Here is a 25364-nt window from a genome sequence, read left to right on the forward strand (position 1 = left end):
GATGGCCTGGCTTGGCCTGGGGGTCCTGACCGCGCTGGGCTGGTGGCGCTTTGGCGCGGCCCGTGTCCTGCTGGCCCTGGCGGCCGCCTGGGCCGTGTGGGTGCTGGTGGCGCTGCGCGCCGGGGGGATGGACGACCGGACCACGGGCCGGCTGGCGCTGGGGGCCGTCCTGCTGCCCGTCGCGGCCTATGCGCTGGGCTTGGGCGCGCTGCGGCGCAGGGCTGCGGCGCGCGCAGGCGCCGCCCGGCCGGGCGAGGTGGGCGCGCCCCCGCGGCGGGCACCATTGGCGATCACGGCGTCCGCCGCGGCGCTGCCCGATGGGCCGTCGCCCCCCGCCGATCCCGCCGCCCCCCTGAGCGATGCGGAACTGGACCGTTATGCCCGCCACATCATGCTGCGCGAACTGGGCGGCGCGGGCCAGCGGCGGCTGCGGTCGGCGCGGGTCCTGGTGGTGGGCGCCGGGGGCCTGGGCGCGCCCGTGCTGGCCTATCTGACCGCAGCGGGGGTGGGGCGGATCACGGTGGCCGACGACGACAGCGTCGGCCTGTCGAACCTTCAGCGGCAGGTGATCTTTGCCACGGCCGACATCGGCCGGCCCAAGGTCCGCGCGGCGGCCGAGGCGCTGGCCCGGCTGAACCCGCATGTCGCCGTCACGCCGCTGGCGCGCCGCGTCACCGCCGATGATATCAACCTGATCGCGGCGCACGATCTGGTTCTGGACGGCACCGACAGCTTTGCCGCCCGCAGCGCGGTCAATGCCGCCTGCGTCGCGGCCGGCGTGCCGCTGATCGCCGGGTCCATCGCCCAGTGGGAGGGTCAGGTGACGCTGTACGATCCCGCGCGGGGCGGCCCGTGCCTGGCCTGCCTGTTCCCCGAGGCCCCGGCGCCCGGCCTGGTTCCGTCCTGCGCCGAGGCCGGGGTCGTCGGTGCCCTGCCGGGCGTCGTCGGCAGCCTGATGGCGATCGAGGCGATCAAGCACCTGGCCGGCATTCCCGACAGCGGGGCGGGATCGGGTCTGCGCGGACGGATGGTGCTGTTCGACGGCTTATGGGGCGAGACCCGCAGCATCGGCACCCGCGCCCGCCCCGGCTGCGCCGTCTGCGGCGGCATGGGCTGACGGCCCGGGCTGGCGGCGTGGGCGGGCACGGCATGGCGCGGGGCGGGCCCATGCCCTAGGCTGCGGGGAAAAGAGGATGTCCCATGACCGACACCGCCCCCAATCCGCAACTGACCCGGTGGACCGGCCCGGCCGGGCTGCCGCGGTTCGACCAGATCGCGGACGACGACATCCTGCCCGCCGTCCACGCCGCCCTGGCGCAGGGCCGCGCCGCGCACGAGGCGATCGCAACCGACCCCCGGCCCGCCGATTTCGCAAACACCATCGTCGCGATGGAGCAGGCCGACGAGGCCCTGGACCGCGTGATGGCGGTGTTCTCGACGCTCGCCTCGACCTGCTCCACGCCCATGCGCGAGGCGATCCAGCGCGAGCTGGCGCCGCTGCTGTCGGCCTATGGGTCTGACATCGTGACCGACCCGCGGCTGTGGGCGCGGATCGGGGCCGTCTGGGCCGCCCGCGACCGCCTGCCCGCGGCCGAGGCGCGTCTGACCGAGCTGACGCGGCGCCATTTCCTGCGCGGCGGCGCGGCGCTGGACGCCGCAGGGCGCGAGCGCATGGCCCAGATCCGGTCCCGGCTGGCAGTGCTGTCCACGCAGTTCGGCCAGAACCTGCTGGCCGACGAGCGCGACTTCGTGCTGGCCGTCCCTGACGAGCGGATGGGCGGCATCCCCCCGACCCTTGCCGCCGCGATGCGGCAGGCGGCGGCAGAGCGCGGCCTGCCCGGCCAGGTCGTGACGCTGGGCCGCTCGCTGATCGTGCCATTCCTTGAACATTCGACCGACCGCGCCCTGCGCGAACAGGCGCAGCAGGCGTTCGAGGCGCGGGGTTCGGGCACGGGCGCGGGCGGGCCCGCGACCGACAACCGCCCCCTGGTCGCCGAGATCCTGGCCTTGCGGCACGAACGCGCGCGGCTGCTGGGCCATGACGATTTCGCTTCGATGAAGCTGGAACACGAGATGGCGCGCGACGCGGGGCGGGTGCGCGACCTGCTGATGCAGGTCTGGGCCCCCGCCGCCGCCCGCGCCGCCGAGGATCAGGCCGCGCTGGAGGAGATGGCCCGCGCCGACGGGCTGAACGGGCCGCTGATGGCGTGGGACTGGCGGCATTACGCGGCCCGCCGCCGCCGGGCGCTGCACGACATCGACGACGATGCGATCAAGGCGCATCTGGGGCTGGACGCGATGATCGCGGCGGCCTTCGACGTGGCGGGCCGGCTGTTCGGCCTGACGGCCGAGCCCCTGGACGCGCCCTTGTGGCATCCCGACGTGCGCGCCTGGCGCATCCTGCGCGACGGGCGCGAGATGGCGGTGTTCCTGGGCGATTACTTCGCCCGCCCCGGCAAGCGGTCGGGCGCGTGGTGCTCGGCCCTGCAACCCCAGCACACCCTGGGCGCGGGCCAGCGGCCCATCGTGGTGAACGTCTGCAACTTCACCCCCGGCGATCCGGCAACGCTGGGCTGGGACGAGGCGCGGACGCTGTTTCACGAATTCGGCCATGCGCTGCACCATATCCTGTCGGACGTAACCTGGCCCTCGATCTCGGGCACGTCGGTCGCGCGCGACTTCGTCGAACTGCCCAGCCAGCTTTACGAACATTGGCTCGAGGTGCCCGAGGTGCTGGCCCGCCACGCCCGCCACGTCCGCACCGGCACGCCGCTGGACCCCGCGGCCGTCGCCCGGATCGTGGCGGCCGACAAGGCCGATGCGGGCTTTGCCACCGTGGAGTATCTGGAATCGGCGCTGGTTGATCTGGCGTTCCACAGCGGCCCGCCGCCCGCCGACCCGATGGCCCGACAGGCGCAGGTGCTGGCGGCGCTGGACGCCCCGGCGGCGATCCCGATGCGCCATGCGACGCCGCATTTCCAGCATGTGTTTGCCGGCGACGGCTATGCCGCGGGCTATTACAGCTATCTGTGGTCCGAGGTGATGGACGCCGACGCCTTCGCCGCGTTCGAGGAGACCGGCGACCCGTTCGACCCCGCCACCGCCGCCCGTCTGGAAAATGCAATCCTGTCAAAGGGCGGGTTGCAGCCTGCCGATGAGTTGTGGATCGAATTTCGGGAACGTATGCCCGGGGTTACGGCGTTGTTGCAGGGACGCGGCCTGACGCCGATCGTTTTCAAGAGGGAGTAACCAAAAAATGACCTATCTCAAGCCGGCCCTGGCGCTGGTCGCCGCGATGTCCCTGTCGGCCTGCATGCCCGGCGGCACCGTCACCACCGTCTCCACCCCCGGCACCGAGCCGGTCGTGGTGGTGGATGCCCCGCCGATGGCCCCGGCCGTGCCGGACGCGACCAGCGGCGTCGAGGGCGCCGACACGATGAACGGCGAATGGAACCTGGTCGCCTCGCAGTGCGGCGACGCCACCAGCGAGGGCCGCATGGTCATCGCGGGCAACAAGTTCACTTTCCCGACCACGGAATGCACCGCCACCGCGGCCGAGGTTCAGTCGAACTTCACCTCGGTGACGCTCGGCTGCTCGGCGGCCGAGAACCGCCAGTTGAACATGTCGCTGCGTCCGGGCCGCCTGCGCGTGACCGAAGGCGCGACGACGCTGACCTATTTCAAGTGCAGCTGATCCGACCAGCCTGACGCGGACGACAACGGCCGGTTCCCCGCGAACCGGCCGTTTTCATGGCGCGCGCCGCCGACCGGGCGCAGGACGCCCGCGCCGGAGGGGGCGCCGGACAGGGTGCCGTCACTCGCGGGTTTCGTCGGGGTCCACGCCCCACAGGCCGGCCTTGACCACCCACCCCTTGGCGCCCCCACCCGACACGCGGCACCACTCGATCTCGCATTCGTGCAGGCGCACGATGGCGCCGGCCTCGGCCCGCGCGATCACGGCGGCGTTCGCATCGGGCCGGGCCCGCAGCTCGGCCATGTCGGTGGTGACGATTGCCGTGCGGACGCCCGACAGCAGCGAATAATGCACCCAGCCGCCGGCGCCGTCCTGATCCTCGACCCGCCGCCAGTGGCCGAACTCGGCCACCACGCGCAGCGGCATGCCGGGGTGGCGGAACACCCAGTCGATGCGGTGCGACAGGCTGGGGCCGCGGCGGGCGTTCCCCTCGCTGCCCTTGAGCGAGACATAGCGCGGCAGGGGCAGGTTGGTGACGGGGCCGCGGTTGGGGTCGCGCGGCTCGGACTGGTGGCGGCTGATCAGCGAATCCGCCGTGACATCGGACGGATCGACCTGGACGGGGACGTCGCGCGCGGCGCTGCCGTCCCGGCCCGCGCCGTTCGCGGCCGCCGCGCCGCCCGCCTGCCCGGTTCCGCCGTCCTGCGCGGCGGCGGGCGGCGCAAGCACAAGGGTCAGCGCCAGGGCCGCGGCCAGCGCAGGGGCCATTCCCCGGGCCAGCGCACTGCGCGCGCCCCGCGCCGCTGTCGCCGGCCGCGCGCGCCCTGCACCCGCCCATCCGGCCCGGCACCGCGCCGCGGGCTGCGAAAGCTGACAGTGATGCATGGTCGTTCTTTCCTGTCCGGGCGCGTGGGGCGCCGCCGTTCTGCCCTGGACCGGCCTGCGGCCCGGCCCCCGCGGGGTCTTGTGCCTGCCCCGCCTTGCGGGCAGTTTGCCAAAACCATCCCGGCTTTGAAAGAGGTTCCCATGCCCGTTCCCGCGTCCGCTCGCCCTCGTCTGACGGTCGCGGTGACGCGCCGGCTGCCGCAGCCCGTGGAGAACCGGTTGGCCGAACTGTTCAACGTCCGCCTGCGCGAGGTGGACGTCAAGATGACGCGCGACGAGCTGAGCCAGGCGATGCGCGACTGCGACGTGCTGGTGCCGACCGTGACCGACCACATCGACGCGGGCCTGCTGGCGCAGTCCGGCGAGCGGATGCGGCTGATCGCCAACTATGGCGCGGGTGTCGATCACATCGACGTGTCAAGCGCCCGCCAGCGCGGCATCCTGGTGTCCAACACCCCCGGCGCCACCACCGAGGACACCGCCGACATGACGATCGCCCTGATGCTGGCGGTCACACGCCGCATCCCCGAGGGGTTGGCCGAGATGCAGTCCGGGCGATGGGAGGGCTGGTCCCCCACCGCGCATCTGGGCGGACGGATCGGCGGGCGGCGGCTGGGCATCCTGGGCATGGGCCGCATCGGGCAGGCCGTCGCGCGGCGCGCCAACGTGTTCGGCATGCAGGTGCACTACCACAACCGCCGCCGCCTGCGCCCCGAGATCGAGGAGTCCCTGCAGGCCACCTATTGGGAAAGCCTGGACCAGATGCTGGCCCGCGTCGACATCCTGTCGATCAACGCGCCGCACACGCCCAGCACGTTCCACCTGCTCAGCGCCCGGCGGCTGAAGCTGATGAAGCCCAACGCGGTGATCGTGAACACCTCGCGCGGCGAGGTCATCGACGAGAACGCCCTGACCCGGATGCTGCGGGCGGGCGAGCTGTCGGGCGCGGGGCTGGACGTGTTCGAGCATGGCCACGAGATCAACCCCCGCCTGCGCGATCTGCCCAACGTGGTGATGCTGCCCCACATGGGATCGGCCACGGTCGAGGGACGGCTGGAGATGGGCGAGAAGGTCATCATCAACATCAAGACCTTTGCCGACGGCCACCGCCCACCGGACCTGGTCGTTCCGGGGATGCTGTAGGGCGCCCCGGCGCCTGCGACGGCCCACCGGCGCGGCGGCGGGAAGGCCGGGCCGATGGCGAGAACGCCTTGCGTCCCCCTGGCCGGCAGCGGTCGCCCCTTTCCGTGCCGGCGGGCGCGGTGCCGACAGCGGTCGCTCGGGCGCCCTGGCCTGCCGGCGGCCGGCATGTCTGTATGGGCGGGGGCGCTGTTCCGGCCTGCGGCGCAGGGGCGCGAACCCTGTCATGGCAGACTGGTCCGGCGTGTGCCGATGACGCCAAACGATTCCAGTCGCGCGAATCGCGCGGCGGCATGACAGGCCGCTGTGGAAAGCAGACGCCGGGTGGCAGCCGGCTGACGCGAGCGTCTGCCCCTTTCACAGGAAACGGCCTGCCCCGGTGTCCCGCGGGCAGGCCGTCCGAACCCTGGATCGCGCCGCCCTAGCGGGGGGCGATCATCATCACCATCTGGCGGCCTTCCAGCTTGGGCATGGTCTCGACCTTGCCCGCGTCGCCGACGTCGGCCGAGATGCGGTTCAGCAGCTCGACGCCCAGCTGCTGGTGCGCCATCTCGCGGCCGCGAAAGCGCAGCGTCACCTTGACCTTGTCGCCCTCGCCCAGGAACTTCATCACGGCGCGCATCTTGACGTCATAGTCGTGCGTGTCGGTGCCCGGACGGAACTTGATTTCCTTGATCTCGATGATCTTCTGCTTTTTCCGCGCCTCGGCTTCGCGCTTTTGCTGTTCATACTTGAACTTGCCCAGATCCATGATCTTGCAGACCGGCGGCACCGCGTTCGGCGAGATCTCGACCAGGTCCAGGCCCGCTTCCTCGGCCAGCTGCATGCCGCGCGCGGGTGTGACGACCCCGATGTTTTCGCCCTCGGCGCCGATCAGGCGAATTTCGGGGACGCGGATGCGGTCGTTGGTCCGGGGGCCGGTGTCACGGGTCGGCGGGGCATTGTGCGGTCTGCGGGCTATGGCAGTGGTCCTTGGATAGCTGATACGATGGCGCAGAGATAGCGGCCGCACGCCCGCGTTTCAACCGCGATTGCGGGGCGCACGGGGGGGTTTCAGGGGGTTTTTCCTCTGCTTTCGCCCGCTGCTGCGGCTTTTCGGCGGGGCCCATCTGTGCGATAGCGGGCCGACCGGCGCGGCTGCGCCGCAGGCGACGACACAAGGGGGCGGCCGATGGCGCGTGCTGTGATGTTGGTTCTGGTTCTGGTCCTGCTGGGGCTGGGTGGCTGGGTCTGGATGCGCGGCGAGGGGCCGCAGCCTGTCGCGCCGGCCGGCTCGCCCAGCGCGGCCCTGCCGCCGCAAGGGGCGGAACAGGCCGCCGACGCAGCCGGCGAGGCGGCCGATGCCGCCGCCGACGCCGCCGCCCTTGCCGCGGACGCGGCGGCCGAAGCCACCTCTGCCGCCCGCGAGGCGCCCATCGAGCCTGCGAGCGAAGCCGCGCGCGCAGCCCAGGCCGCGGCCGAGCAGGCGATCGAGGCCGCCGACCTGGCCGCGGATGCGGCCGCCCAGGCCGCCCAGGGCAGCAGCGCCGCTGACGCGGCCGCCGCGACCCAGACCGCGGGCGAGGCCGCCCGGCAGGCCGCCGACGCGACCCGCGACGCCGCAGGCGCGGCTGCCACGGCCACCGACATCGAGGCGCTGCTGACGCCCGAGGGATTCGACGCCGACCGGGTCGCCGCCGTCATCGATGCAAGCGACATCGCGCCCGCGCAGAAAACCACCCTCAAGGCCGTGGTCGCCGCCGCCGCGACCAACCCCGACCTGCTGCGGTCGGCGCTGCAACAGGTCAAGGCCGTGATGCCATGAACGCCGAAGCCGCGCGGCCCGGGGCGTTCCAGGCCGCCCCGCCCGCGTCTGCCGCGGCCTCCGGCGCGGCGGCGGACGGGACGCAGGACGCGCCCTCGATCCGGCCCGCGCCGGCCGACCCCACCGGCCTCCACGCGCCCACTACCCCGCCGCCCGCCGCTGCCCCCGTTGCGGCTCGCCCCCGCCGGCCCGAGCCGCTGGCCCGCTTTCTGGCCGAGGCGGGCGCCACCGCCCTGGCGCGCGGTCCCCTCGCCGTCATCCTGATCGAGGATGGTGTCGAGGTCGCCTCGACGCTGGAGCATCACCAGCGCGCCGGGTTCAAGACGATCCTTGCCGTCTCGCCCGAACCGCTGACCGCGGCGCAGGTGCCGATGGACCCCGGCGGGCGCATCATCAACCTCATCCACGACAGCCGCCGGCCCGGCGCGCACACCGATATCGTCAATGCGGTGATCAAGGCCGCACCCCGCGACAGCTGGCTGTATTACGGATACAACGCCGAATACCTGTTCTATCCGTTCTCGGACAGCCGCACGGTGGGCGAGATGCTGGCCTTTCACGCCGAGGAACGGCGGCGCGCGATGCTGACCTATGTGATCGACCTTTACGCCCCGGACCTGACGCGGTTCCCGGACGCCGTCAGCACCCACGAGGCGATGTTCGACCGCACCGGCTATTACGCGCTGGCGCGGTCGGACCGGCAGGGCCAGCACAAGCCCCGCCAGCTGGACTTTTTCGGCGGGCTGCGCTGGCGGTTCGAGGAACACCTGCCCCCCGACCGCCGCCGCATCGACCGCATCGCCCTGTTCCGCACCGAGCCGGGGCTGCGCCTGCTGCCCGACCACCGGCTGAGCGTCGAGGAAATGAACACCTATTCCTGCCCGTGGCACCACAACCTGACCGCGGCCGTCGCCTCGTTCCGGGTCGCCAAGGCGCTGGCCCGCAATCCCGGATCGCGCACCGAGATCGCCACCTTCACGTGGCGCAACTCTCAGCCCTTCCGCTGGAGCGCGCAGCAGCTGATGGACCTGGGGCTGATGGAGCCGGGGCAGTGGTTCTGACCCGGCGCGGTGCCGCCCTGGCGCCGGCCCGCCCGCCCGCGGCGGCCCTGCCCTTGCACGGCCGCCGGGCAGGGTGATAGACCCAAGGCCAACGGCACCGGCACGGGCCGGGCAGCAGGGCGGAGAGACGATGGCGATGGACAGGACCAGCTTCGACCGCGACGCGCTGCTGGCCTGCGCGCGGGGCGAGTTGTTCGGTCCCGGCAACGCGCAACTGCCCGAGCCGCCGATGCTGATGATGGACCGCATCACCGACATCAGCGCGGACGGCGGCCTGCACGGCAAGGGCCATGTCGTGGCCGAGTTCGACATCACCCCCGACCTGTGGTTCTTCGCCTGCCACTTTCCCGGCAACCCGATCATGCCGGGATGCCTGGGCCTTGACGGGCTGTGGCAGCTGACCGGGTTCAACCTGGGCTGGCGCGGCTGGCAGGGGCGGGGCTATGCGCTGGGCGTGGGCGAGGTCAAGCTGACCGGCATGGTCCGCCCGGACCGCCGGATGCTGACCTACAAGGTCGATTTCACCAAGGCCGTGCAGACCCGCCGGCTGACCATGGGCGTCGCCGACGGCATCGTCGAGGCGGACGGCGAGGTCATCTATCAGGTCAAGGACATGAAGGTCGCTCTCTCCGAGAGCTGACGGGAGGGAGGCCGCATCATGCGCCGCGTCGTCATCACCGGGCTGGGGATCGTCTCGCCCATCGGCAACAATGCCGCCGAAGTCACCGAAAGCCTGCGCGCGGGCCGCTCGGGGATCGTGGCCGCGCCGGACTATACCGAGCACGGGTTCCGCAGCCAGGTCCACGGCGTGCCGACCATCGACATCGCGGCGCACGTGGACAAGCGCGACCTGCGCTTCATGGGCGAGGGCGCGGCCTGGAACTTCATCGCCATGCAGCAGGCGGTGGCGGATTCCGGGCTGGAGCCGGGGGACGTCTCCAACGACCGGACAGGGCTGATCATGGGGTCGGGCGGGCCGTCCACCTCGAACTTCTTCAACGCCCACCAGACCGTCATCGAAAAGGGCGCGCCCAAGCGGATGGGGCCGTTCATGGTGACCCGCTGCATGTCGTCCACGAACTCGGCCTGCCTGGCGACGCCCTTTGCCATCAAGGGCGTGAACTATTCGATCACCTCGGCCTGTTCGACCAGCGCCCATTGCATCGGCAACGGAGCCGAGCTGATCCAGATGGGCAAGCAGGACATCGTCTTTGCCGGCGGCGGAGAGGAGCTGGACTGGACGCTGTCGTGCCTGTTCGACGCGATGGGGGCGATGTCGTCGAAATACAACGACACGCCCGCGACGGCCTCGCGCCCGTTCGACGCGACCCGCGACGGATTCGTGATCGCCGGCGGCGGCGGCGTCGTCGTGCTGGAGGAGCTGGAGCACGCCCTGGCGCGCGGCGCCAGAATCTACGCCGAAGTCACCGGCTACGGCGCGACCAGCGACGGCTATGACATGGTCGCCCCGTCCGGCGAGGGGGGCGAGCGGTCGATGCGGCTGGCGCTGTCCACCCTGCCCGAGGGGCGCCGGATCAGCTATGTCAACGCGCACGGCACCTCGACCCCCGCCGGCGACGTGACCGAGATCAAGGCCCTGCGCCGCGTCTTCGGCGAGGGCGCGGTGCCGCCCGTGTCGTCCACCAAGTCGCTGACCGGCCACAGCCTGGGTGCCACCGGCGTGCACGAGGCGATCTATTGCCTGCTGATGATGCAGGAAGGCTTCATCGCCGCGTCGGCCAACATCACGACCCTGGACCCCGAGATCCGCCCCGAGGAAATTGCCATGCAGCGCGTGGACGGGGTGGACTTTGACAGCGTGTTGTCGAACAGCTTCGGCTTTGGGGGCACCAACGCAACGCTGGTGCTGTCCCGTTATCGCGGCTGATTTTCGACAAGGATTGACATGGCTGGTTTGTTGCAGGGCAAGCGCGCGCTCGTCATGGGTGTCGCGAACGAGCGGTCCATCGCCTGGGGGATCGCGCGCGCGCTGTCCGAGCAGGGGGCCGAGCTGGCGTTTTCCTATCAGGGCGAGGCGTTCGGGCGGCGCGTGCAGCCGCTGGCCGCCTCGCTGGGGTCCGACCTGCTGGTCGATGTGGACGTCACCGACGACGCGTCGCTGGACGCGGCCTTTGCCACGCTGACCGACCGCTGGGGCAGTCTGGACATCCTGGTCCACGCCATCGCGTTTTCGAACAAGGACGAGCTGACCGGCCGGTTCGTCAACACCAGCCGCGCCAATTTCCGGCAGTCGCTGGACATCTCGTGCTATTCCCTGATCGAGGTCGCGCGTCGGGCCATGCCCCTGATGGCCCCCGGCGGCACCATCCTGACGCTGACCTATGCCGGGTCGAACCGGGTGACGCCGTTCTACAACGTCATGGGCGTGGCCAAGGCGGCGCTGGAATCGGCCGTGCGCTATCTGGCCAACGACCTTGGCCCGCAGGGCATCCGCGTGAACGCCATCAGCCCCGGCCCGATGAAGACGCTGGCCGGCGCGGCCATCGGCGGGGCGCGCAAGACCTATCGCCACACCGAGGCCAACGCGCCCCTGCGCGCCAACGCCACGCTTGAGGCGATCGGCGGCACGGCGGTGTGGCTCGCGTCCGACTGGGGCGCCTGCACCACGGGCGAGGTGGTGACGGTGGACGGCGGCTATCACGTCCTGGGCATGCCGCAGCCCGAGAACATCTGACGCCGGACCGGGGCGCCGCCCCGGACCCCGGGATATTTCCACAAGACAGAAAGAGGGTCTGGATGGAAACGCAGTTCTTCACCGCGCCCGACGGCGCCCGTCTGGCCTATCGCGATCAGGGCGCGGGCCTGCCGGTCCTGTGCCTGGCCGGGCTGACGCGCAGCATGGACGATTTCGATTACCTTGCGCCGACGCTGGCCGACTGCCGGATGATCCGCATGGATTACCGCGGGCGCGGCCAGTCGGACTGGACGGGGGCGGACACCTATACCGTCCCGGTCGAGGGCGCGGACGCGCTGGCGCTGCTGGATCACCTGGGGATCGGCCGCGCGGCGGTCGTCGGCACCTCGCGCGGGGGGCTGATCGCCATGTATCTGGCGGCGGTGGCGAAAGACCGGCTGCTGGGCGTCTGCCTGAACGACGTGGGCCCCCAGCTGCGGCGCGAGGGGCTGGAGGCGATCAAGGACTATGTCGGCCGCCGCCCCACCGTCCGCACGCTGGCCGAGGTGGCCGAGCGCCTGCCCCAGACCCTGCGCGGCTTTGGCGAGGTGCCCCATGGCCGGTGGGAGGAGGAGGCCGCGCGCCTGTATCGCCAGGTCGAGGACGGCGTGAACCTGACCTATGACCCCGCCCTGCGCGAGTCCTTCCTGGCCGCGTTCCAGAACCCCGACGCCACCGCCTGGCCCCTGTTCGACGCGCTCGAAGGTCTGCCACTGGCGCTGATCCACGGCGAGGGCTCGGACCTGCTGGGCGAGGACGCGGTCGAGGAGATGCGCCGGCGGCGGCCGGACATGATCTACGGCAAGGTGCCGGGGCGGGGGCATATCCCGTGGCTGGATGAGGGCGAGAGTGTGGCGGTGGTCAGGGATTGGGTGGGAAGGGTTCGGGAAGCATGCTGAAGCCGAAGTAGAGAGTACGGTATGCCCTTAGTATAAACTAGTCGGCAGAAAGGGCCGAACGGCACGTGCAGCACATGCCATTCGCCTTCGTTCGACGCTGAAAGACACCTCTACTCCAATGTGCTCTCTTGGACAACGGGATTATATCGGGACAGGCATCTCAGCACCAATAATAAGAATTTTCTCTCAAAATTTGAAAAATAATGACGCGTGAGAAGAGATGTGTCTGTAGAAACTTCGTTTAGTATAACGTTTCCCCACTCCTCTGGGCGATATCGCATTATGCAGGAGTAGATGTGATTAAGAAGAAAATGAACGCAGACTTCAGGCAGCAGGATTGGATAGAATGGATTTTCGATATACGATAGCCGGCCACTAACATCAGAGTATATCAATGCTTTAACGTCTGCTGATTTCGTAGCCGGGACAGGAACGATATACTTGCCAAATCTTTCTGTTATCTCGAAGCTTTCGAAAGATTTTTCTACACTTTCTCGTGTAGGCAAGGATGTTCCATCTCCAATTTGAAACTCCCATGTAAGTGCACGAGGGTTGTTGGCATTAACAATCTCTAGCGGGAAAGCCCGAGACCGACGCCCAGTCATTAGAGAGTAATAGTTTGTCATTTCTGGGAGCATGCTAAGCAATGTGCCAATGCTAGCATCTATTCGAGTACTATAAAAAGCCTTGATGCTCTCGGTTAGGTTTTGCGTGAATTCAATGGATTTGGTTTGAATAGCGTGAGTAGGGAAGGATGAGAACAATTCGCTAAACGTACCCGTTGGACTATCTCCCCCAAATTGACACTGGACTTTATCTGGAAGGTAAACCATTCCATGAGAACTTGGAAGATTATCCTTCCCAAACCTGATTGGATTATTTAGAATGATCATTCCATATGAGTAGGCTGTTACCGAATAGAAGTGGTTCAGCGGCTTAACCATCAAAGATCCGCTGCACCCCGCGAAATACAGCTCCCTTCCCTGGCTAAAGCAGTTCTTTAGCTTCGCCGCTTCTTCGTTTCCAATTCCGGCATTCTTAGTGGTTCCAGTTGTGAGCTTTCTTCGTTTATATAAAGACCTGATTTGCTCAACATTCTCCAAACTTTCGACCAACTCAGCTAGAGAGCTCTTATAGTCGATGGCATCAAGAGGCAAAAGCTTATACATTGCTTCCTGACTCAAGCGAGCAGCAACTTCGGCGCGAAGCATATGAGCATAACGAGCTCGTGAATACTTGCTGTCCTTGGGGCTTTCTATACCCTGCTCTCTCATCATCGCAGGCAAGCCTCCCGGGCGGATTTTCTGATCTTCTACAGAAAGGGACTTCCACTCCTCCTGCACCCGTTCATAAGCTTTTATCAACGCCTCATAGTCAGTCTCAAAATCAAAAATCGGCTGTCCCTGAGCTCGATTTTCGACCATCACGAAGTCATCACTTAGAATCTTTTCAATTGCACTATCAGCTTTTTGCATTCCACACCCCCTCAAACTCCCGCCACTCGCCCTTGCTCATCCCGCTGGTCTCCTGCGTCACCGTCTCGCCAGCCAAGCGCCGCTTCAGCACCTCCACGGCCTTCCCGGACAACGACACCCCGCCCAGCCGATAGTCCTCGAAGGCCGCATAGGCCAGCGGGACCCAATCCGCCACGATCCGGCACATCGCCTCGGCATAGACGCGGATCTCGTATTGCGCGTGGGCGTCGGCGCGCAGGCGCAGGAAGTGGAACAGGTTGTGCAGGTCGGTCTTCCAGTACCACTGGGTATAGATGTTCGCCGGCAGGTTCATCCGCGCCAGTTCCCGCGCCAGGCCCTGCTGGCCGTCCTGCGACAGCATCCCCTCGTAATGGTCATAGGCGCGCATGGCGTCGTCCCGCAGGATGTCCAGGACGCGCTGCGCCTCGGGGCCCGACAGCACCGCGCCCCGGCCCTGGTTGTTGACCGTGGATTGCGCGGCCAGCTGTTCCGGGGCGGGGATATAGAACTCGCGGTCGAGGATCGAATAGCGCGCCGAATATTCGTTCACGTTCGCGGTGCGGTGCCTGATCCACTGGCGCGCGACAAAGACGGGCAGCTTGACGTGGAACTTGACCTCGCACATCTCGAACGGGGTCGAGTGCCAGTGCCGCATCAGATAGCGGATCAGCCCCTCGTCGTTCTGCACGGCCTTGGTGCCGCGGCCATAGCTGACCCGCGCCGCCTGCACGATGGCCGAATCGTCGCCCATGTAGTCGATGACCCGCAACAGCCCGTGGTCCAGGACCGGATGGGCCACGTACAGGTGCCGCTCCATCCCTTCGCTGACGGCGCGCAGGGTGGGGCGCGGGGTGGCGCGGGCCTCGTCGATCTCGGCCTGTTGGTCGGGGGTCAGGGGCATGGTCGGTCCTTTGCAACGGTGCCCACTTGTGGACCGCCGCGCGGCACCGCGTCCAGAGGGGCGCCCCCCTCTGGCCCAGGGCGTGCGGGCGTGGCACGATGCGCCCCAGGCCAAGGGGGAACACCGATGAAGATCCGCTATCTGCACACGATGGTCCGCGTCGCCGACCTGGACGCCACGATGCGATTCTTTGCGCTGCTGGGGTTGGTCGAGACGCGGCGGATCGACAACGACAAGGGCCGCTTCACCCTGGTCTTCATGGCGCCCCCTGGACAGGACGACACGCCCGTCGAGCTGACGTGGAACTGGGACGGCGACGACGGCCTGCCATCCGACAGCCGGCATTTCGGCCATCTCGCCTATCAGGTCGAGAACATCTACGCGATGTGCCAGCGGCTGATGGACGCGGGCGTGACGATCAACCGCCCGCCGCGCGACGGGCACATGGCGTTCGTCCGCAGCCCCGACAACATCTCGATCGAGCTGCTGCAGGAAGGCGAGAGCCTGCCCCCGCAGGAGCCCTGGGCCAGCATGCCGAACACCGGCCACTGGTAAGGACACCGCCCGCCTTCAGTAGATATAGCGGATCTGGTCGGCCCAATAGCGTTCCACCCGCCGCCATTGCAGGTTCACCTGCGGCAGCGGCGGGTCTTCCAGCACGCCCGACATCCGCAGCCCGTCGGCATGGCGGGCGAACAGCCGCGCCACCGTGTCGCGCACCCCTGCGCCGCGATCGCTGAGGCGGACCCGCACCGACCGGCGGTCCAGGTCGCAGCGGGCATGGTGGACATAGCCCATCTGCACCAGCTTCTTGAGGTTATAGCTGACGTTGGACCCCTGATACATGCCGCGGGACCGCAGCTCGCCCGCCGACACCTCGGCGCCGCCGAGGTTGTAGAGTAGCAGGCCCTGCACGGGGGTCAGGTCGTCCTGGCCAAGGCGCTCGAATTCGTCCTTGACCAGGTCCAGCATCAGCCGGTGCAGCCGGTCGAGGATCTGCAGGCTTTCCAGATAGGCCCCCGTCATGTCCGGGCTGTGGGCAGGATCAGGGCCGGGATCGGCAGGAAGGATCAGGGCAAGGCGTGTCATCGGCACCATCCGCATTCAGGCGTGATGGGGTCAGACTGTCGCAAAACAACCAAGATTCGGTTAAGCGCCGCGGATTTCCCGCAGCCGCCCCGCCGCCTGCGCCGCGATATCGTCCAGCAGCCCGCCGTGGCGATCCGGCCCGGCCGTCCCGCCGTTGATGCGCGCGGTCACCCACGGGTACAGGTCCTGGTCGTTCTCGTCCAGCAGCGCCTCGTAGCGGTCCAGCGTGTCGTCATCCATCGCGTCCAGCCGCGCCTCGGCATAGGGGCCGAGGATCAGGTCCATCTCGCGCGTGCCGCGTCGCCAGCTTCGCATCATCAGCCGCTTCAGCCGCGTTGCCCGGTCTTCCATGTCGCCCCCGCTTGCGGCCCTGCGGTCCCCCGCCTATCACGAGCCGATCCCCGGAAAAAGGCGCCGACCATGAGCTTTCTGTCGCAGACCCTGGCCCGCGTCAAACCCTCGCCCACCATCGCCATGACCGGCCTTGCGCGCGACCTGGCCGCGCAGGGGCGCGACATCATCAGCCTGTCGGCCGGAGAGCCTGATTTCGACACACCCGCGCATATCCGGCAGGCCGCCAAGGCCGCCATCGACGCGGGCCACACCCGCTATACCGCCGTGGACGGCATCGCCGAGCTGAAGCGCGCGATCTGCGCCAAGTTCGCCCGCGACAACGGGCTGGATTACGCGGTGGACGAGATCACGGTCGGCACCGGCGGCAAGCAGGTGCTGTACAACGCCCTGATGGCCACGCTGAACCCGGGCGACGAGGTCATCATTCCCGCACCCTACTGGGTCAGCTATCCCGACATGGTGACGCTGGCGGGCGGCACGCCGGTGATCGTGACGGGGGGCGTGGACCAGGGCTTTCGCATCACGGCCGACCAGCTGGCCGCGGCGATCACGCCGCGCACGAAATGGGTGATCCTGAACTCGCCGTCGAACCCCACGGGCGCGGGCTACGCCGAGGGCCAGCTGCGCGCCCTGACCGACGTGCTGCTGGACCACCCCCATGTCTGGGTGCTGGCCGACGACATCTACGAACACCTGGTCTTCGACGACTTCCGCTTTGTCACCCCGGCGCAGGTGGAACCCCGGCTGCGGGACCGGACGCTGACGATGAACGGGGTCAGCAAGGCCTATGCCATGACCGGCTGGCGGATCGGCTATGGCGGGGCGCCGGCGGCGCTGATCCGGGCCATGGGGGCGATCCAGTCGCAATCGACCTCGAATCCCTGTTCCATCAGCCAGTATGCGGCGCTGGCCGCGCTGACCGGGCCGCAGGATTACATCGCGGACAGCCGGGCGGTGTTCCAGCGCCGGCGCGACCTGGTCGTGGCCGGGCTGAACCGGTGCGCGGGCGTCACCTGCCCCACGCCGCAAGGGGCGTTCTACGTCTATCCCTCGATCGCGGGGCTGATCGGGCGGCGGACGCCCGGGGGCGTGGTCATCGCCGACGACCAGACCTTTGCGATGGAACTGCTGAACGCCACGGGCGTCGCGGTGGTGTTCGGCGCGGCCTTCGGCCTCAGCCCGCATTTCCGCATCAGCTATGCGGCGTCGGACGCCCAGCTGGCCGACGCGGTGGGCCGGATCGGCGGGTTTTGCGCCAGCCTGTCCTGACCGTGCGCCCGGGCCACGGCCGGAACCGGACAGGCCAGCCGGCGTTGGCCCCGGAAACTCTTTGAAAGGACAAGGACATGCTGCCCCACAACGCTCTGGTCGTGGTTGCCGACGGCCATCAGGCCGTGCTGTTTCGCAACGTCGCCCCGCAGGGCATCGACCTGCACGAGGTCGAGCGGCTTTCCCCCCAGCACCTGCAGGACGAAAGCCAGGGCAAGCAGCCCAACGAGACGACCCCCCGGGACGAGGACGAGGCGACGTTCGCCAAGCAGCTGGCGGAGCGGCTGAACACCTTGGTGCTGCAGAACAAGGTGGACGCGCTGGCGGTGATCGCCGACCCCTCGACCCTGGGGTCGATGCGCAAGCACTATCACAAGATGCTGGAACAGAAGCTGGTCAAGGAATTGCCCAAGACGCTGACCGGCGCCACCGGGGAAGACATCGCGCGGGCGCTGGCCTGATGCGGGCCCCGGTCTGATGATCCGGGCCCGGGGTGGCCGGGATCGCGGCCGCCCCGCTGCGCGGCCGGACGGATGACCACCATCGGCCGGCGTGCGCAGGGGCGCGCGGGCGTCAGCGGGTCAGGCCGCTGTGAAAAGGCCGCGGCGCAAGGTGTTGACGACGATCCTGATCCTGCTTTGCCTGTGCGTGGCGGCTCTGCTGGTCGCGCATGTCGTCTTTCGCCCGCCGCCCCTGACCGGGCGCAGCGTCAGCACGACCATCCCCGCCTCTGACCGCACCGCGCTGGGCCGGACCGTCCGCGCCGCGGCGGCGGGCGGGCCCCACGACAGCGGGGTGACGCCGCTGCTGACCGGGCTGGATGCCCTGGGCGCGCGCATCGCGGTCATCCGCGCGGCCGAGGAAACGCTGGACCTGCAATACTATATCTGGCAGCGCGACGCGACGGGGCTGACGCTGCTGACCGAACTGCGCGCGGCGGCCGACCGGGGCGTTCGCATCCGGTTGCTGCTGGACGACAACGGCATCGCGGGCCTGGACGCGGATCTTGCCGCGCTGAACACCCTGCCCACGGTCGAGGTGCGGCTGTTCAACCCGTTCATCCTGCGCCGCCCCAAGTCGCTGGGCTATGCCTTCGACTTTCTGCGGCTGAACCGCCGGATGCACAACAAGTCGCTGACGGCGGATGGTGCGGTCACGATCCTGGGCGGGCGCAACATCGGCGACATCTATTTCTCGTTCGGGGCGGGCCCGCATTACCTGGACACCGACGTGCTGGCGGTGGGGGCTGTCGCCGCGGATGCGGGGGCGGACTTCGATGGCTACTGGGCATCCGGTTCGGCCTATCCGGCGGAACTGATCCTGTCGGACGCGCCGGGTGGGCTGGAACGCACGCAGGCGGATGCCAACCGCCTGACCGCCGGTCCCGCGTGGGCCGCGCACCTGGACGCCGTGCGCTCGGCCCCCCTGATGGAGCGGCTGGCCCGCGGGGGCGAGATCGTCGAGTGGGCCCCCGTCACGCTGATGAGCGACGATCCCGCCAAGGGGCTGGGCAAGGTCCGCAACCGCGACCTGCTGTATGCCCAGCTGATGCGGCTGATGGCGGCGCCCGGCCGGTCCGTGGACATCGTCTCGGCCTATTTCGTGCCGGGGCGGCGGCTGACCGAACGCCTGGCCCGCCTGGCGCGAGAGGGACGGCGCGTGCGCGTCCTGACGAACTCGCAAGAGGCGACGGACGTGCTGGTCGTCCATTCGGCCTATGTGAAATACCGACCCGCCCTGCTGCAGGGCGGGGTCACGCTGTTCGAGATGCGGGCCACCGCCGGCACCCCCCGAGAGCCGCGCGTGCCCGGCGCCTCGACCCGCGCCAGCCTGCATTCCAAGACCGTGACGATCGACGGCGAGCTGATCTTCATCGGCTCGTTCAACCTCGATCCCAGGTCGGTGATGCTGAACACCGAAATGGGCGTGCTGATCGAAAGCCGCCGCGTCGCGGCGCTGGTGAACGAAGGGCTGGACCGCGTCCTGCCCACGCTGTCCTATGGCCCGGTGCTGGACGAGCGCGGCCGGATCGTCTGGCAGCAGCCCGCCGGCGACGACCCGGTGCTGATCCACAAGACCGAGCCGGGCACCAACCTGGCCGAGCGGGTGTTCCTGTGGCTGCTGGGCCGCCTGCCCATCGAGTGGCTGCTGTAAAGGCTGGCGCGCGCGTCCGCCCGCATCCGGCCCCAGACGGCCCTTGTCAGGCCGAGGCTGCCTGCCGCTTGGCCGCGCGCCGGGCGGCGTGCAGCAGCGGCTCGGTATAGCCCGACGGCTGGTCGGCCCCCGTCAGGATCAGGTCGCGGGCGGCGTTGAACGCAGGCCCGTCCAGCGCGGGCGCCATCGGGCGATAGGCCGGGTCCCCCGCGTTCTGCTGGTCCACCTTGGCCGCCATCCGCGCCAGCGAATCCTGCACCTGCGCCGTTGTGATGATCCCGTGCATGAGCCAGTTCGCCAGATGCTGCGAGGAAATCCGCAGCGTCGCGCGATCCTCCATCAGCGCCACGTCGTCGATGTCGGGCACCTTGGAACAGCCGACGCCCTGATCGACCCAGCGCACGACATAGCCCAGGATCGACTGGCACGAATTGTCGATCTCGTGCGCGACCTCGGCCTCGGACAGGTTCGCGCCCGCCAGCAGCGGCGGCGTCAGCAGGGCGCTGCGGGACGGCGGCGTCCGGCCGGCCAGCGACTGCTGCACCGCGGCCACATCGACCAGGTGGTAATGCGTCGCGTGCAGCGTGGCCGCGGTGGGCGAGGGCACCCAGGCGGTGCTGGCCCCGGCGCGCGGATGGGCGATCTTGGCCTCCAGCATGGCGGCCATGTCGTCGGGGCGCGCCCACATGCCCTTGCCGATCTGCGCCCGGCCCGCCAGCCCCAGCGCCAGCCCGGTGTCCACGTTGCCCGCCTCGTACGCGGCCAGCCAGGGCTGGTCCTTCATCGCGGCCTTGGGCACCACCGGCCCGGCCTGCATCGAGGTGTGGATCTCGTCGCCCGTGCGGTCCAGAAAGCCCGTGTTGATGAACACGCAGCGCTCGCGCACCGCGGCGATGCAGGCGGCCAGGTTGGCCGATGTCCGGCGCTCCTCGTCCATGACGCCCAGCTTGACGGTGTTGGCGGGCAGGCCCAGCACCTGCTCGACACGCCCGTACAGCCGGTCGGCAAAGGCCACCTCGTCGGGGCCGTGCATCTTGGGCTTGACCACATAGACCGACCCGGCGCGGCTGTTTCTGGGCCCGTCCGTCCGGTTCAGGTCGTGCATCGCCGCGGCCACCGTCACCATCGCGTCCATGATCCCCTCGGGCGTTTCCTGCCCGTCCAGCAGCACCGCGTCGGTGGTCATCAGATGACCCACGTTGCGCACCAGCAGGACGGCGCGCCCGGGATGCGTGGCCGGCCGGCCCTGCGGGTCGAGATAGTCGATGTCGGGGTTCAGCCGCCGGGTCATCGTCCGGCCGCCCTTGTCGAAGGTCTCGGCCAGATCGCCGCGCATCAGGCCCAGCCAGGCGCGATAGACATGCACCTTGTCGTCGGCATCGACGGCGGCGACGCTGTCCTCGGCGTCCTGGATGGCGGTCAGCGCGCTTTCCAGCAGAACATCGGCGATGCCCGCGGGATCGTCGCGGCCGATGATGCTGTCGCGGTCCACGACGATGCGGATCATCAGCCCGTTGACCCGCAGGAACACGTCGCCGCCGTCGGTATAGCCGGCGAACTGCGCCGGATCGGCCAGCGTCGTCGCCGCTGCGCCCGCCGTCACCCGCAGCGCGCCGTCGGCGACCGCCAGCCCGGTGACGTCGGCCCAGCGCGCGCCGTCCAACGGTGCCACGCGGTCCAGATGCGCGCGCGCCCAGGCGATCACCTGCGCCCCCCGCGCGGCGTCATAGCCGCCCGGCGCGGCGCCGCCCGGCAGCGCGTCGGTGCCATAGAGCGCATCGTACAGCGATCCCCAGCGCGCGTTCGCCGCGTTCAGCGCAAAGCGGGCGTTGCTGACCGGCACGACCAGCTGCGGCCCGGCCATGCCCGCGATCTCGGGGTCCACGTTCCGGGTGTCGACGCGGAACGGCGCAGGCGGGGGCACCAGATAGCCGATCCCGGTCAGGAACGCCTCATACGCGGCGGCATCATGGGGCTGGCCGCGGCGGGCGCGGTGCCAGTCGTCGATCTGGCGCTGCAACTCGGCGCGGCGGTCCAGCAGGGCACGGTTGTCCGGCCCCAGGTCGCGCAGGATCGCGGCATAGCCCGACCAGAAGGCGTCTGCCGTGACCCCGGCGATCAGCACCTCGTCTTCGACCAGACGCGCCAGTTGGGCGGCGACGGACAGGCCGTGGCGTTCGACATAATGGGTCATGGCATTCTCCTGCGACTGGGCGGTGAATACCACCCGGCGCGGGCGGACGTGACAGGGCCGCGTATTTTTCCCATGATGCGGAAAGTAGGCGAAGGGAGGGGGGCCATGGCCGAGGCGCGGGACGGGGTTCAGTCGGTGGTGCGGGCGCTGTCGCTGTTGCGGCTGATCGGGCAGGCGGACGGCGGCACGCGGCTGAGCAATCTGGCACGGGCCGCGGGGCTGCCGGTGTCCACGGCGCACCGGCTGCTGACCACGCTGGAGCAGCAGGGCTTCGCCCAGTTCGAGCCTGCCGGCGCTGTCTGGCACATCGGGCGCGAGGCGTTCTCGGCCGGCATGGCCTATGGCCGCAAGCTCAGCTTCGTGGCCCCGGCCCTGCCGCTGCTGCGCCGCCTCCGCGACCTGACGCGCGAGACGGCGAACCTGGGCATCCTGGACGACGACCACCTGATCACCCTCAGCCAGGTCGAAAGCCGGGAAATCCGCCGCGCCCTGTCGCCGCCCGGCCGTCGCGTGCCGGTGTTCTCGTCGGCGATGGGCAAGGCGATCCTGTCGACCTGGCGCGACGACGACATCCTGGCGCTGGCGGACCGCGCGGGGCTGCCGCCGCTGACGTCGAAAAGCCTGCGCACGCCGCAGGCGGTGCTGGACGACATCGCCCTGACCCGCCGCCGCGGCTGGGCCCTGGACGACGAGGAGTTCGGGATCGGCCTGCGCTGCCTTGCCGCGGTCGTGTGGTCGCCGCAGGGCGAGGCGGCCTGCGCGATCTCGATTTCCGGCGCGGCGGTGCGGCTGACGGACGACCGACTGGACGCGATGGGCGCGCGGGTCGGTCAGGCCGCGGCCGAGCTGACGGCGCTGCTGGGCGGCGCCGCCCCCGCCGACTGATCCGCCGACTGATCCGCCGACGCTCAGCCGAAGCGGTTGTCGCGGGGAAATCCGCGCGGCGCCATGCGCCCGGCGGTTCCGCGCTTGGCCAGCCATTCCGTCAGGTCGGGTTCGGTGCGCGTGCGGCCCGCCGGGTCCAGCCACGACAGCCCGACCGACAGCGTGATGCATTTCGCATCCGCCAGGCCGCCGTCCTTGAACTTCTGCATCCGCACGCCCTTGCCGCGCGCCATCTCGGGCAGTTCGGACAGCGGGAAGACCAGCAGCTTGCGGTTGTCGCCCACGACGGCCAGGTGGTCGCCCTCGACCCGGCGCACCAGCAGCGCCTCGCCGTTCAGCACCTGCTTGCCCGCGCGCGTCTGCGCCAGGATGTCGGCCGCGTTCACCACGAACCCGTCGCCCGCGCGCGAGGCGACCAGATACTGCTGGTCCGCGCGCCAGGGGAACATCGCCAGCACGGCCGCGTCGTTGGGCAGGTCGATCATCAGCCGCAGCGGCTCGCCCAGGCCGCGCCCGCCCGGCAGGTTGTTGGCGGGCAGCGTGTAGAAGCGGCCGTTCTGGCCAAAGATCATCAGCTTGTCGGTGGTTTCCGCGTGCAGCGCCATGAACGGCCCGTCGCCGTCGCGGAACTTCAGCTCGGCGTCCAGCGGCTGATGGCCCTTCATCGCGCGCACCCAGCCCATGCGGGACAGGATCACCGTCACCGGCTCGCGCTCGATCATGGCGTCGTAATCGACAGGCTGCACATCCTCGGAGGCGGTGATCTCGGTCCGGCGGGCGCCTTCGGGGTTGGACTTGCCGAACAGGCCGCGGACCGCGCGCAGCTGTTCGGCGATGCGGGCCCACTGCCGGCGCTCGTCGGCCAGCAGGGCCGTCAGCCCGCCCTGCTCGTCCGACAGCCGGTCGCGTTCGGCGCGCAGCTCGATCTCCTCCAACCGGCGCAGGGCGCGCAGGCGCATGTTCAGGATCGCCTCGACCTGCGGGTCGGTCAGGCCGAACTCGGCCATCATCACCGCCTTGGGCTCGTCCTCGGTGCGGATGATCTCGATCACCCGGTCGAGGTTGAGATAGGCCAAGATGTAGCCGTCCAGCACCTCGAGCCGCGCTGCGATCTTCTCCAGCCGGTGGGCCGAGCGGCGCAGCAGCACCTCGCGCCGGTGGTCCAGGAACGCGCGCAGCAGCTCGGTCAGGGAACAGACCCTGGGCGTGCGCCCGTCGATCAGCACGTTCATGTTCAGCCCGAACCGCACCTCGAGGTCGCTGACCCGGAACAGCGCGGCCATCAGCTGGGCCGCGTCCACGTTGCGCGCGCGCGGTTCCAGCACGATCCGCACGTCGTCGGCGGATTCGTCGCGCACATCGGCCAGGATCGGGATCTTGCGGGTGGTGACCAGTTCGGCCAGCCGCTCGATCAGCCTGGATTTCTGCACCTGATAGGGTATCTCGGTCACGATGACCTGCCAGGCGCCGCGCCCCAGATCCTCGATCTGCCAGCGCGCGCGCAGGCGCAGGCTGCCGCGGCCGGTGCGATAGGCGGCCGCGAGGGTCGCCGCGTCCTCGACCAGCACGCCGCCGGTGGGGAAATCGGGGCCGGGCATGATCGCCATCAGCGTCTCGTGCCGGGCCTCGGGCGACTTGATCAGGTGCAGGCAGGCGTCCACGACCTCGTGCAGGTTGTGGGGGGGCACGTTCGTGGCCATGCCGACCGCGATGCCCGACGCGCCGTTGCACAGCAGGTTCGGGAACGCCGCGGGCAGGACGACGGGCTCCTCCAGCGTGCCGTCATAGTTGGGGCGGAAATCGACCGCGTTCTCGGCCAGCCCCTCCATCAGCGCCTCGGCGGCCAAGGTCAGCCGCGCCTCGGTATAGCGGCTGGCGGCCGGGTTGTCGCCGTCCAGGCTGCCGAAGTTGCCCTGCCCGTCCACCAGCGGATAGCGCATGGCGAAGGGCTGCGCCAATCGCGCCATCGCGTCATAGATCGCCCCGTCCCCGTGCGGGTGATAGTTGCCCATCACGTCACCCGAGATCTTGGCCGACTTGCGGAACGCGCCGGTCGGCGACAGCCGCAATTCGCGCATCGCATACAGGATGCGGCGGTGGACGGGCTTCAGCCCGTCGCGCGCGTCGGGCAGCGCGCGGTGCATGATCGTGGACAGCGCATAGGTCAGATAGCGCTCGCCGATGGCCCGGCTCAGGGGCTCGGACGTGGTGGCCTGCGGCAGGTCGGGGTCGGGATCATCGGACTGGCTCATCGGCGCTGATCTACGCCCGGTTGCGGGTTTGGTCCAGCCCGACCGCGGCATTCGTGCAACAGGGCCCGATCATGACAGTTTGATGATCCTGTCGCGGGAACGGCGTCGGGGGCGCCGCGTTCCTGCCTGTAACCAGCCGTCGGCACGACGGCGGCCCTGCCCCCCGCCGCACGCCCCTGCCCGGGCCGCGGCTGAACCGAAAGGACGGCACCTTGTCCGGCGCCTGCTAGATCCCATGTTCCGTGTCATCGCCCTTTCCCTCGTTGCGCTGTTCGGCCTGCTTGCGCTGCTCGATACAGACTGGACCGACAGCACCCCGCCGGCCCGCAGCGCCGGGCTGATGCCGGGGGTCATGCCGCCCGCCGCCCGCGCCACGCCGCAGCCGAGCGCGCCGTCTCTGCGCGCGGTGTATGTCGCGGACCCGCAGGCCGGGATCTTTACCGCGCCCACGCCGGACGCGACGGTGGTGCGCGATCTGCCGCAGGGCGAGATGCTGTACCTGCTGGGCGAACACCGCGACGGCTTCGTCGCGGTGCGCGATGCAAGCGGCCAGAGGGGGTATGTGCCCGTCAGTCACCTGTCCGAGCAGCCGGTCTGATCTTGCCCCCTGCGC

The 25364-nt window shown here is 69.5% G+C and carries 24 protein-coding genes; 16 read left to right on the top strand and 8 right to left on the bottom strand.

All coding sequences use genetic code 11. The annotated features are described in order from the left end of the window. Window position 1 precedes the first annotated feature (1 nt). The 3 genes from DPQ23_RS12140 to DPQ23_RS12150 all read left to right on the top strand — a co-directional run bounded on the left by DPQ23_RS12140 (window position 2) and on the right by DPQ23_RS12150 (window position 3694). Window positions 2-1117, top strand: a complete 1116-nt coding sequence (locus DPQ23_RS12140; protein ID WP_240602679.1) for a HesA/MoeB/ThiF family protein — start codon at window positions 2-4, stop codon at window positions 1115-1117. Between the two features lie 83 nt (window positions 1118-1200). After that, the gene (locus DPQ23_RS12145) at window positions 1201-3249 is read left to right on the top strand and encodes a M3 family metallopeptidase (protein ID WP_112875061.1); all 2049 of its coding nucleotides are present in this window, start codon (window positions 1201-1203) and stop codon (window positions 3247-3249) included. A 7-nt stretch (window positions 3250-3256) separates the two neighbouring features. Continuing rightward, window positions 3257-3694 (top strand): hypothetical protein, encoded by a 438-nt coding sequence (locus tag DPQ23_RS12150; RefSeq protein ID WP_240602681.1) that lies wholly within the window; start codon window positions 3257-3259, stop codon window positions 3692-3694. Window positions 3695-3814: 120 nt separating this feature from the next. Here the strand turns inward: DPQ23_RS12150 and DPQ23_RS12155 are convergent, their stop codons facing one another. Then, entirely contained in the window at window positions 3815-4462 is a 648-nt protein-coding gene (locus DPQ23_RS12155) for an SH3 domain-containing protein (RefSeq protein WP_112875062.1), read from the bottom strand. Between the two features lie 258 nt (window positions 4463-4720). Here DPQ23_RS12155 and DPQ23_RS12160 point away from each other — a divergent pair, with 258 nt between their 5' ends. Then, window positions 4721-5722, top strand: a complete 1002-nt coding sequence (locus tag DPQ23_RS12160; RefSeq protein WP_112875063.1) for a 2-hydroxyacid dehydrogenase — start codon at window positions 4721-4723, stop codon at window positions 5720-5722. 418 nt (window positions 5723-6140) lie between these two features. Here DPQ23_RS12160 and infC read toward each other — a convergent pair whose 3' ends face one another. After that, entirely contained in the window at window positions 6141-6731 is a 591-nt protein-coding gene (infC, locus tag DPQ23_RS12165) for a translation initiation factor IF-3 (RefSeq protein WP_240602684.1), read from the bottom strand. Between the two features lie 159 nt (window positions 6732-6890). On the opposite strand from infC, the gene DPQ23_RS12170 reads away from it, so the two are divergent. From DPQ23_RS12170 to DPQ23_RS12195, 6 genes are all read left to right on the top strand, one after another. Then, window positions 6891-7523: a hypothetical protein gene (locus DPQ23_RS12170; protein WP_162630731.1), complete on the top strand. Its 633-nt coding sequence runs from the start codon at window positions 6891-6893 to the stop codon at window positions 7521-7523. Next, window positions 7520-8584, top strand: coding sequence for a glycosyltransferase family 2 protein (locus tag DPQ23_RS12175; RefSeq protein ID WP_240602686.1), 1065 nt, complete (start codon window positions 7520-7522; stop codon window positions 8582-8584). The genes DPQ23_RS12170 and DPQ23_RS12175 overlap by 4 nt, the downstream gene beginning before the upstream one ends. Window positions 8585-8714: 130 nt before the next feature. Further along, on the top strand, window positions 8715-9224 hold the full coding sequence (gene fabA, locus DPQ23_RS12180; RefSeq protein ID WP_112875064.1) for a bifunctional 3-hydroxydecanoyl-ACP dehydratase/trans-2-decenoyl-ACP isomerase: 510 nt from the start codon (window positions 8715-8717) through the stop codon (window positions 9222-9224). 18 nt (window positions 9225-9242) lie between these two features. Continuing rightward, window positions 9243-10472, top strand: coding sequence for a beta-ketoacyl-ACP synthase I (gene fabB, locus DPQ23_RS12185; RefSeq protein WP_112875065.1), 1230 nt, complete (start codon window positions 9243-9245; stop codon window positions 10470-10472). Window positions 10473-10490: 18 nt separating this feature from the next. Continuing rightward, complete coding sequence (locus DPQ23_RS12190) at window positions 10491-11279, top strand: enoyl-ACP reductase FabI (protein WP_112875066.1); 789 nt, start codon at window positions 10491-10493, stop codon at window positions 11277-11279. Window positions 11280-11341: 62 nt separating this feature from the next. Further along, the gene (locus DPQ23_RS12195) at window positions 11342-12178 is read left to right on the top strand and encodes an alpha/beta fold hydrolase (RefSeq protein WP_112875067.1); all 837 of its coding nucleotides are present in this window, start codon (window positions 11342-11344) and stop codon (window positions 12176-12178) included. A 110-nt stretch (window positions 12179-12288) separates the two neighbouring features. Here DPQ23_RS12195 and DPQ23_RS12200 read toward each other — a convergent pair whose 3' ends face one another. After that, window positions 12289-13653, bottom strand: a complete 1365-nt coding sequence (locus DPQ23_RS12200) for a YaaC family protein (protein WP_112875117.1) — start codon at window positions 13651-13653, stop codon at window positions 12289-12291. Continuing rightward, entirely contained in the window at window positions 13640-14554 is a 915-nt protein-coding gene (thyX, locus tag DPQ23_RS12205) for an FAD-dependent thymidylate synthase (protein WP_112875068.1), read from the bottom strand. The genes DPQ23_RS12200 and thyX overlap by 14 nt, the downstream gene beginning before the upstream one ends. Before the next feature lie 126 nt (window positions 14555-14680). Here thyX and DPQ23_RS12210 point away from each other — a divergent pair, with 126 nt between their 5' ends. Beyond that, window positions 14681-15109, top strand: coding sequence for a VOC family protein (locus DPQ23_RS12210; RefSeq protein WP_112875069.1), 429 nt, complete (start codon window positions 14681-14683; stop codon window positions 15107-15109). A gap of 15 nt (window positions 15110-15124) precedes the next feature. Here the strand turns inward: DPQ23_RS12210 and DPQ23_RS12215 are convergent, their stop codons facing one another. Then, window positions 15125-15643 (bottom strand): MarR family winged helix-turn-helix transcriptional regulator, encoded by a 519-nt coding sequence (locus tag DPQ23_RS12215; RefSeq protein WP_112875118.1) that lies wholly within the window; start codon window positions 15641-15643, stop codon window positions 15125-15127. Between the two features lie 60 nt (window positions 15644-15703). Next, on the bottom strand, window positions 15704-15994 hold the full coding sequence (locus DPQ23_RS12220; RefSeq protein WP_240602687.1) for a succinate dehydrogenase assembly factor 2: 291 nt from the start codon (window positions 15992-15994) through the stop codon (window positions 15704-15706). A 69-nt stretch (window positions 15995-16063) separates the two neighbouring features. Here DPQ23_RS12220 and DPQ23_RS12225 point away from each other — a divergent pair, with 69 nt between their 5' ends. The 3 genes from DPQ23_RS12225 (at window position 16064) to DPQ23_RS12235 (ending at window position 19420) form a co-directional block, all read left to right on the top strand. After that, window positions 16064-17266: a pyridoxal phosphate-dependent aminotransferase gene (locus tag DPQ23_RS12225; RefSeq protein ID WP_112875070.1), complete on the top strand. Its 1203-nt coding sequence runs from the start codon at window positions 16064-16066 to the stop codon at window positions 17264-17266. Between the two features lie 77 nt (window positions 17267-17343). Next, window positions 17344-17727 carry a host attachment family protein gene (locus DPQ23_RS12230; RefSeq protein WP_112875071.1) on the top strand — a complete coding sequence of 128 codons (384 nt, stop codon included), beginning with the start codon at window positions 17344-17346 and terminating at the stop codon, window positions 17725-17727. A gap of 151 nt (window positions 17728-17878) precedes the next feature. Beyond that, window positions 17879-19420, top strand: coding sequence for a phospholipase D family protein (locus DPQ23_RS12235; protein ID WP_205961459.1), 1542 nt, complete (start codon window positions 17879-17881; stop codon window positions 19418-19420). A 46-nt stretch (window positions 19421-19466) separates the two neighbouring features. Here DPQ23_RS12235 and DPQ23_RS12240 read toward each other — a convergent pair whose 3' ends face one another. Further along, on the bottom strand, window positions 19467-21614 hold the full coding sequence (locus tag DPQ23_RS12240) for a malate synthase G (RefSeq protein WP_112875072.1): 2148 nt from the start codon (window positions 21612-21614) through the stop codon (window positions 19467-19469). Between the two features lie 105 nt (window positions 21615-21719). On the opposite strand from DPQ23_RS12240, the gene DPQ23_RS12245 reads away from it, so the two are divergent. Then, window positions 21720-22499 carry an IclR family transcriptional regulator gene (locus tag DPQ23_RS12245; protein WP_112875073.1) on the top strand — a complete coding sequence of 260 codons (780 nt, stop codon included), beginning with the start codon at window positions 21720-21722 and terminating at the stop codon, window positions 22497-22499. Window positions 22500-22522: 23 nt separating this feature from the next. Here DPQ23_RS12245 and parC read toward each other — a convergent pair whose 3' ends face one another. Further along, the gene (parC, locus tag DPQ23_RS12250) at window positions 22523-24751 is read right to left on the bottom strand and encodes a DNA topoisomerase IV subunit A (RefSeq protein WP_112875074.1); all 2229 of its coding nucleotides are present in this window, start codon (window positions 24749-24751) and stop codon (window positions 22523-22525) included. A 235-nt stretch (window positions 24752-24986) separates the two neighbouring features. Here parC and DPQ23_RS15455 point away from each other — a divergent pair, with 235 nt between their 5' ends. Beyond that, entirely contained in the window at window positions 24987-25349 is a 363-nt protein-coding gene (locus DPQ23_RS15455; protein WP_162630732.1) for an SH3 domain-containing protein, read from the top strand. The last annotated feature ends 15 nt before the right edge of the window (window positions 25350-25364 follow it).

The sequence above is a fragment of the Paracoccus endophyticus genome, from assembly GCF_003286075.1.
In the GTDB taxonomy this organism is placed as follows: Bacteria; Pseudomonadota; Alphaproteobacteria; order Rhodobacterales; family Rhodobacteraceae; genus Paracoccus; species Paracoccus endophyticus.

Excerpts from the sequence above, each read along its gene's own strand:
- DPQ23_RS12140 (WP_240602679.1), top strand. The coding sequence starts at position 2 with ATGGCCTGGCTTGGCCTGGGGGTCCTGACCGCGCTGGGCTGGTGGCGC.
- DPQ23_RS12145 (WP_112875061.1), top strand. The coding sequence starts at position 1,201 with ATGACCGACACCGCCCCCAATCCGCAACTGACCCGGTGGACCGGCCCG.
- DPQ23_RS12150 (WP_240602681.1), top strand. The coding sequence starts at position 3,257 with ATGACCTATCTCAAGCCGGCCCTGGCGCTGGTCGCCGCGATGTCCCTG.
- DPQ23_RS12155 (WP_112875062.1), bottom strand. The coding sequence starts at position 4,462 with ATGGCCCCTGCGCTGGCCGCGGCCCTGGCGCTGACCCTTGTGCTTGCG.
- DPQ23_RS12160 (WP_112875063.1), top strand. The coding sequence starts at position 4,721 with ATGCCCGTTCCCGCGTCCGCTCGCCCTCGTCTGACGGTCGCGGTGACG.
- DPQ23_RS12170 (WP_162630731.1), top strand. The coding sequence starts at position 6,891 with ATGGCGCGTGCTGTGATGTTGGTTCTGGTTCTGGTCCTGCTGGGGCTG.
- DPQ23_RS12175 (WP_240602686.1), top strand. The coding sequence starts at position 7,520 with ATGAACGCCGAAGCCGCGCGGCCCGGGGCGTTCCAGGCCGCCCCGCCC.
- fabA (WP_112875064.1), top strand. The coding sequence starts at position 8,715 with ATGGCGATGGACAGGACCAGCTTCGACCGCGACGCGCTGCTGGCCTGC.
- fabB (WP_112875065.1), top strand. The coding sequence starts at position 9,243 with ATGCGCCGCGTCGTCATCACCGGGCTGGGGATCGTCTCGCCCATCGGC.
- DPQ23_RS12190 (WP_112875066.1), top strand. The coding sequence starts at position 10,491 with ATGGCTGGTTTGTTGCAGGGCAAGCGCGCGCTCGTCATGGGTGTCGCG.
- DPQ23_RS12195 (WP_112875067.1), top strand. The coding sequence starts at position 11,342 with ATGGAAACGCAGTTCTTCACCGCGCCCGACGGCGCCCGTCTGGCCTAT.
- DPQ23_RS12200 (WP_112875117.1), bottom strand. The coding sequence starts at position 13,653 with ATGCAAAAAGCTGATAGTGCAATTGAAAAGATTCTAAGTGATGACTTC.
- thyX (WP_112875068.1), bottom strand. The coding sequence starts at position 14,554 with ATGCCCCTGACCCCCGACCAACAGGCCGAGATCGACGAGGCCCGCGCC.
- DPQ23_RS12210 (WP_112875069.1), top strand. The coding sequence starts at position 14,681 with ATGAAGATCCGCTATCTGCACACGATGGTCCGCGTCGCCGACCTGGAC.
- DPQ23_RS12215 (WP_112875118.1), bottom strand. The coding sequence starts at position 15,643 with ATGACACGCCTTGCCCTGATCCTTCCTGCCGATCCCGGCCCTGATCCT.
- DPQ23_RS12220 (WP_240602687.1), bottom strand. The coding sequence starts at position 15,994 with ATGGAAGACCGGGCAACGCGGCTGAAGCGGCTGATGATGCGAAGCTGG.
- DPQ23_RS12225 (WP_112875070.1), top strand. The coding sequence starts at position 16,064 with ATGAGCTTTCTGTCGCAGACCCTGGCCCGCGTCAAACCCTCGCCCACC.
- DPQ23_RS12230 (WP_112875071.1), top strand. The coding sequence starts at position 17,344 with ATGCTGCCCCACAACGCTCTGGTCGTGGTTGCCGACGGCCATCAGGCC.
- DPQ23_RS12240 (WP_112875072.1), bottom strand. The coding sequence starts at position 21,614 with ATGACCCATTATGTCGAACGCCACGGCCTGTCCGTCGCCGCCCAACTG.
- DPQ23_RS12245 (WP_112875073.1), top strand. The coding sequence starts at position 21,720 with ATGGCCGAGGCGCGGGACGGGGTTCAGTCGGTGGTGCGGGCGCTGTCG.
- parC (WP_112875074.1), bottom strand. The coding sequence starts at position 24,751 with ATGAGCCAGTCCGATGATCCCGACCCCGACCTGCCGCAGGCCACCACG.
- DPQ23_RS15455 (WP_162630732.1), top strand. The coding sequence starts at position 24,987 with ATGTTCCGTGTCATCGCCCTTTCCCTCGTTGCGCTGTTCGGCCTGCTT.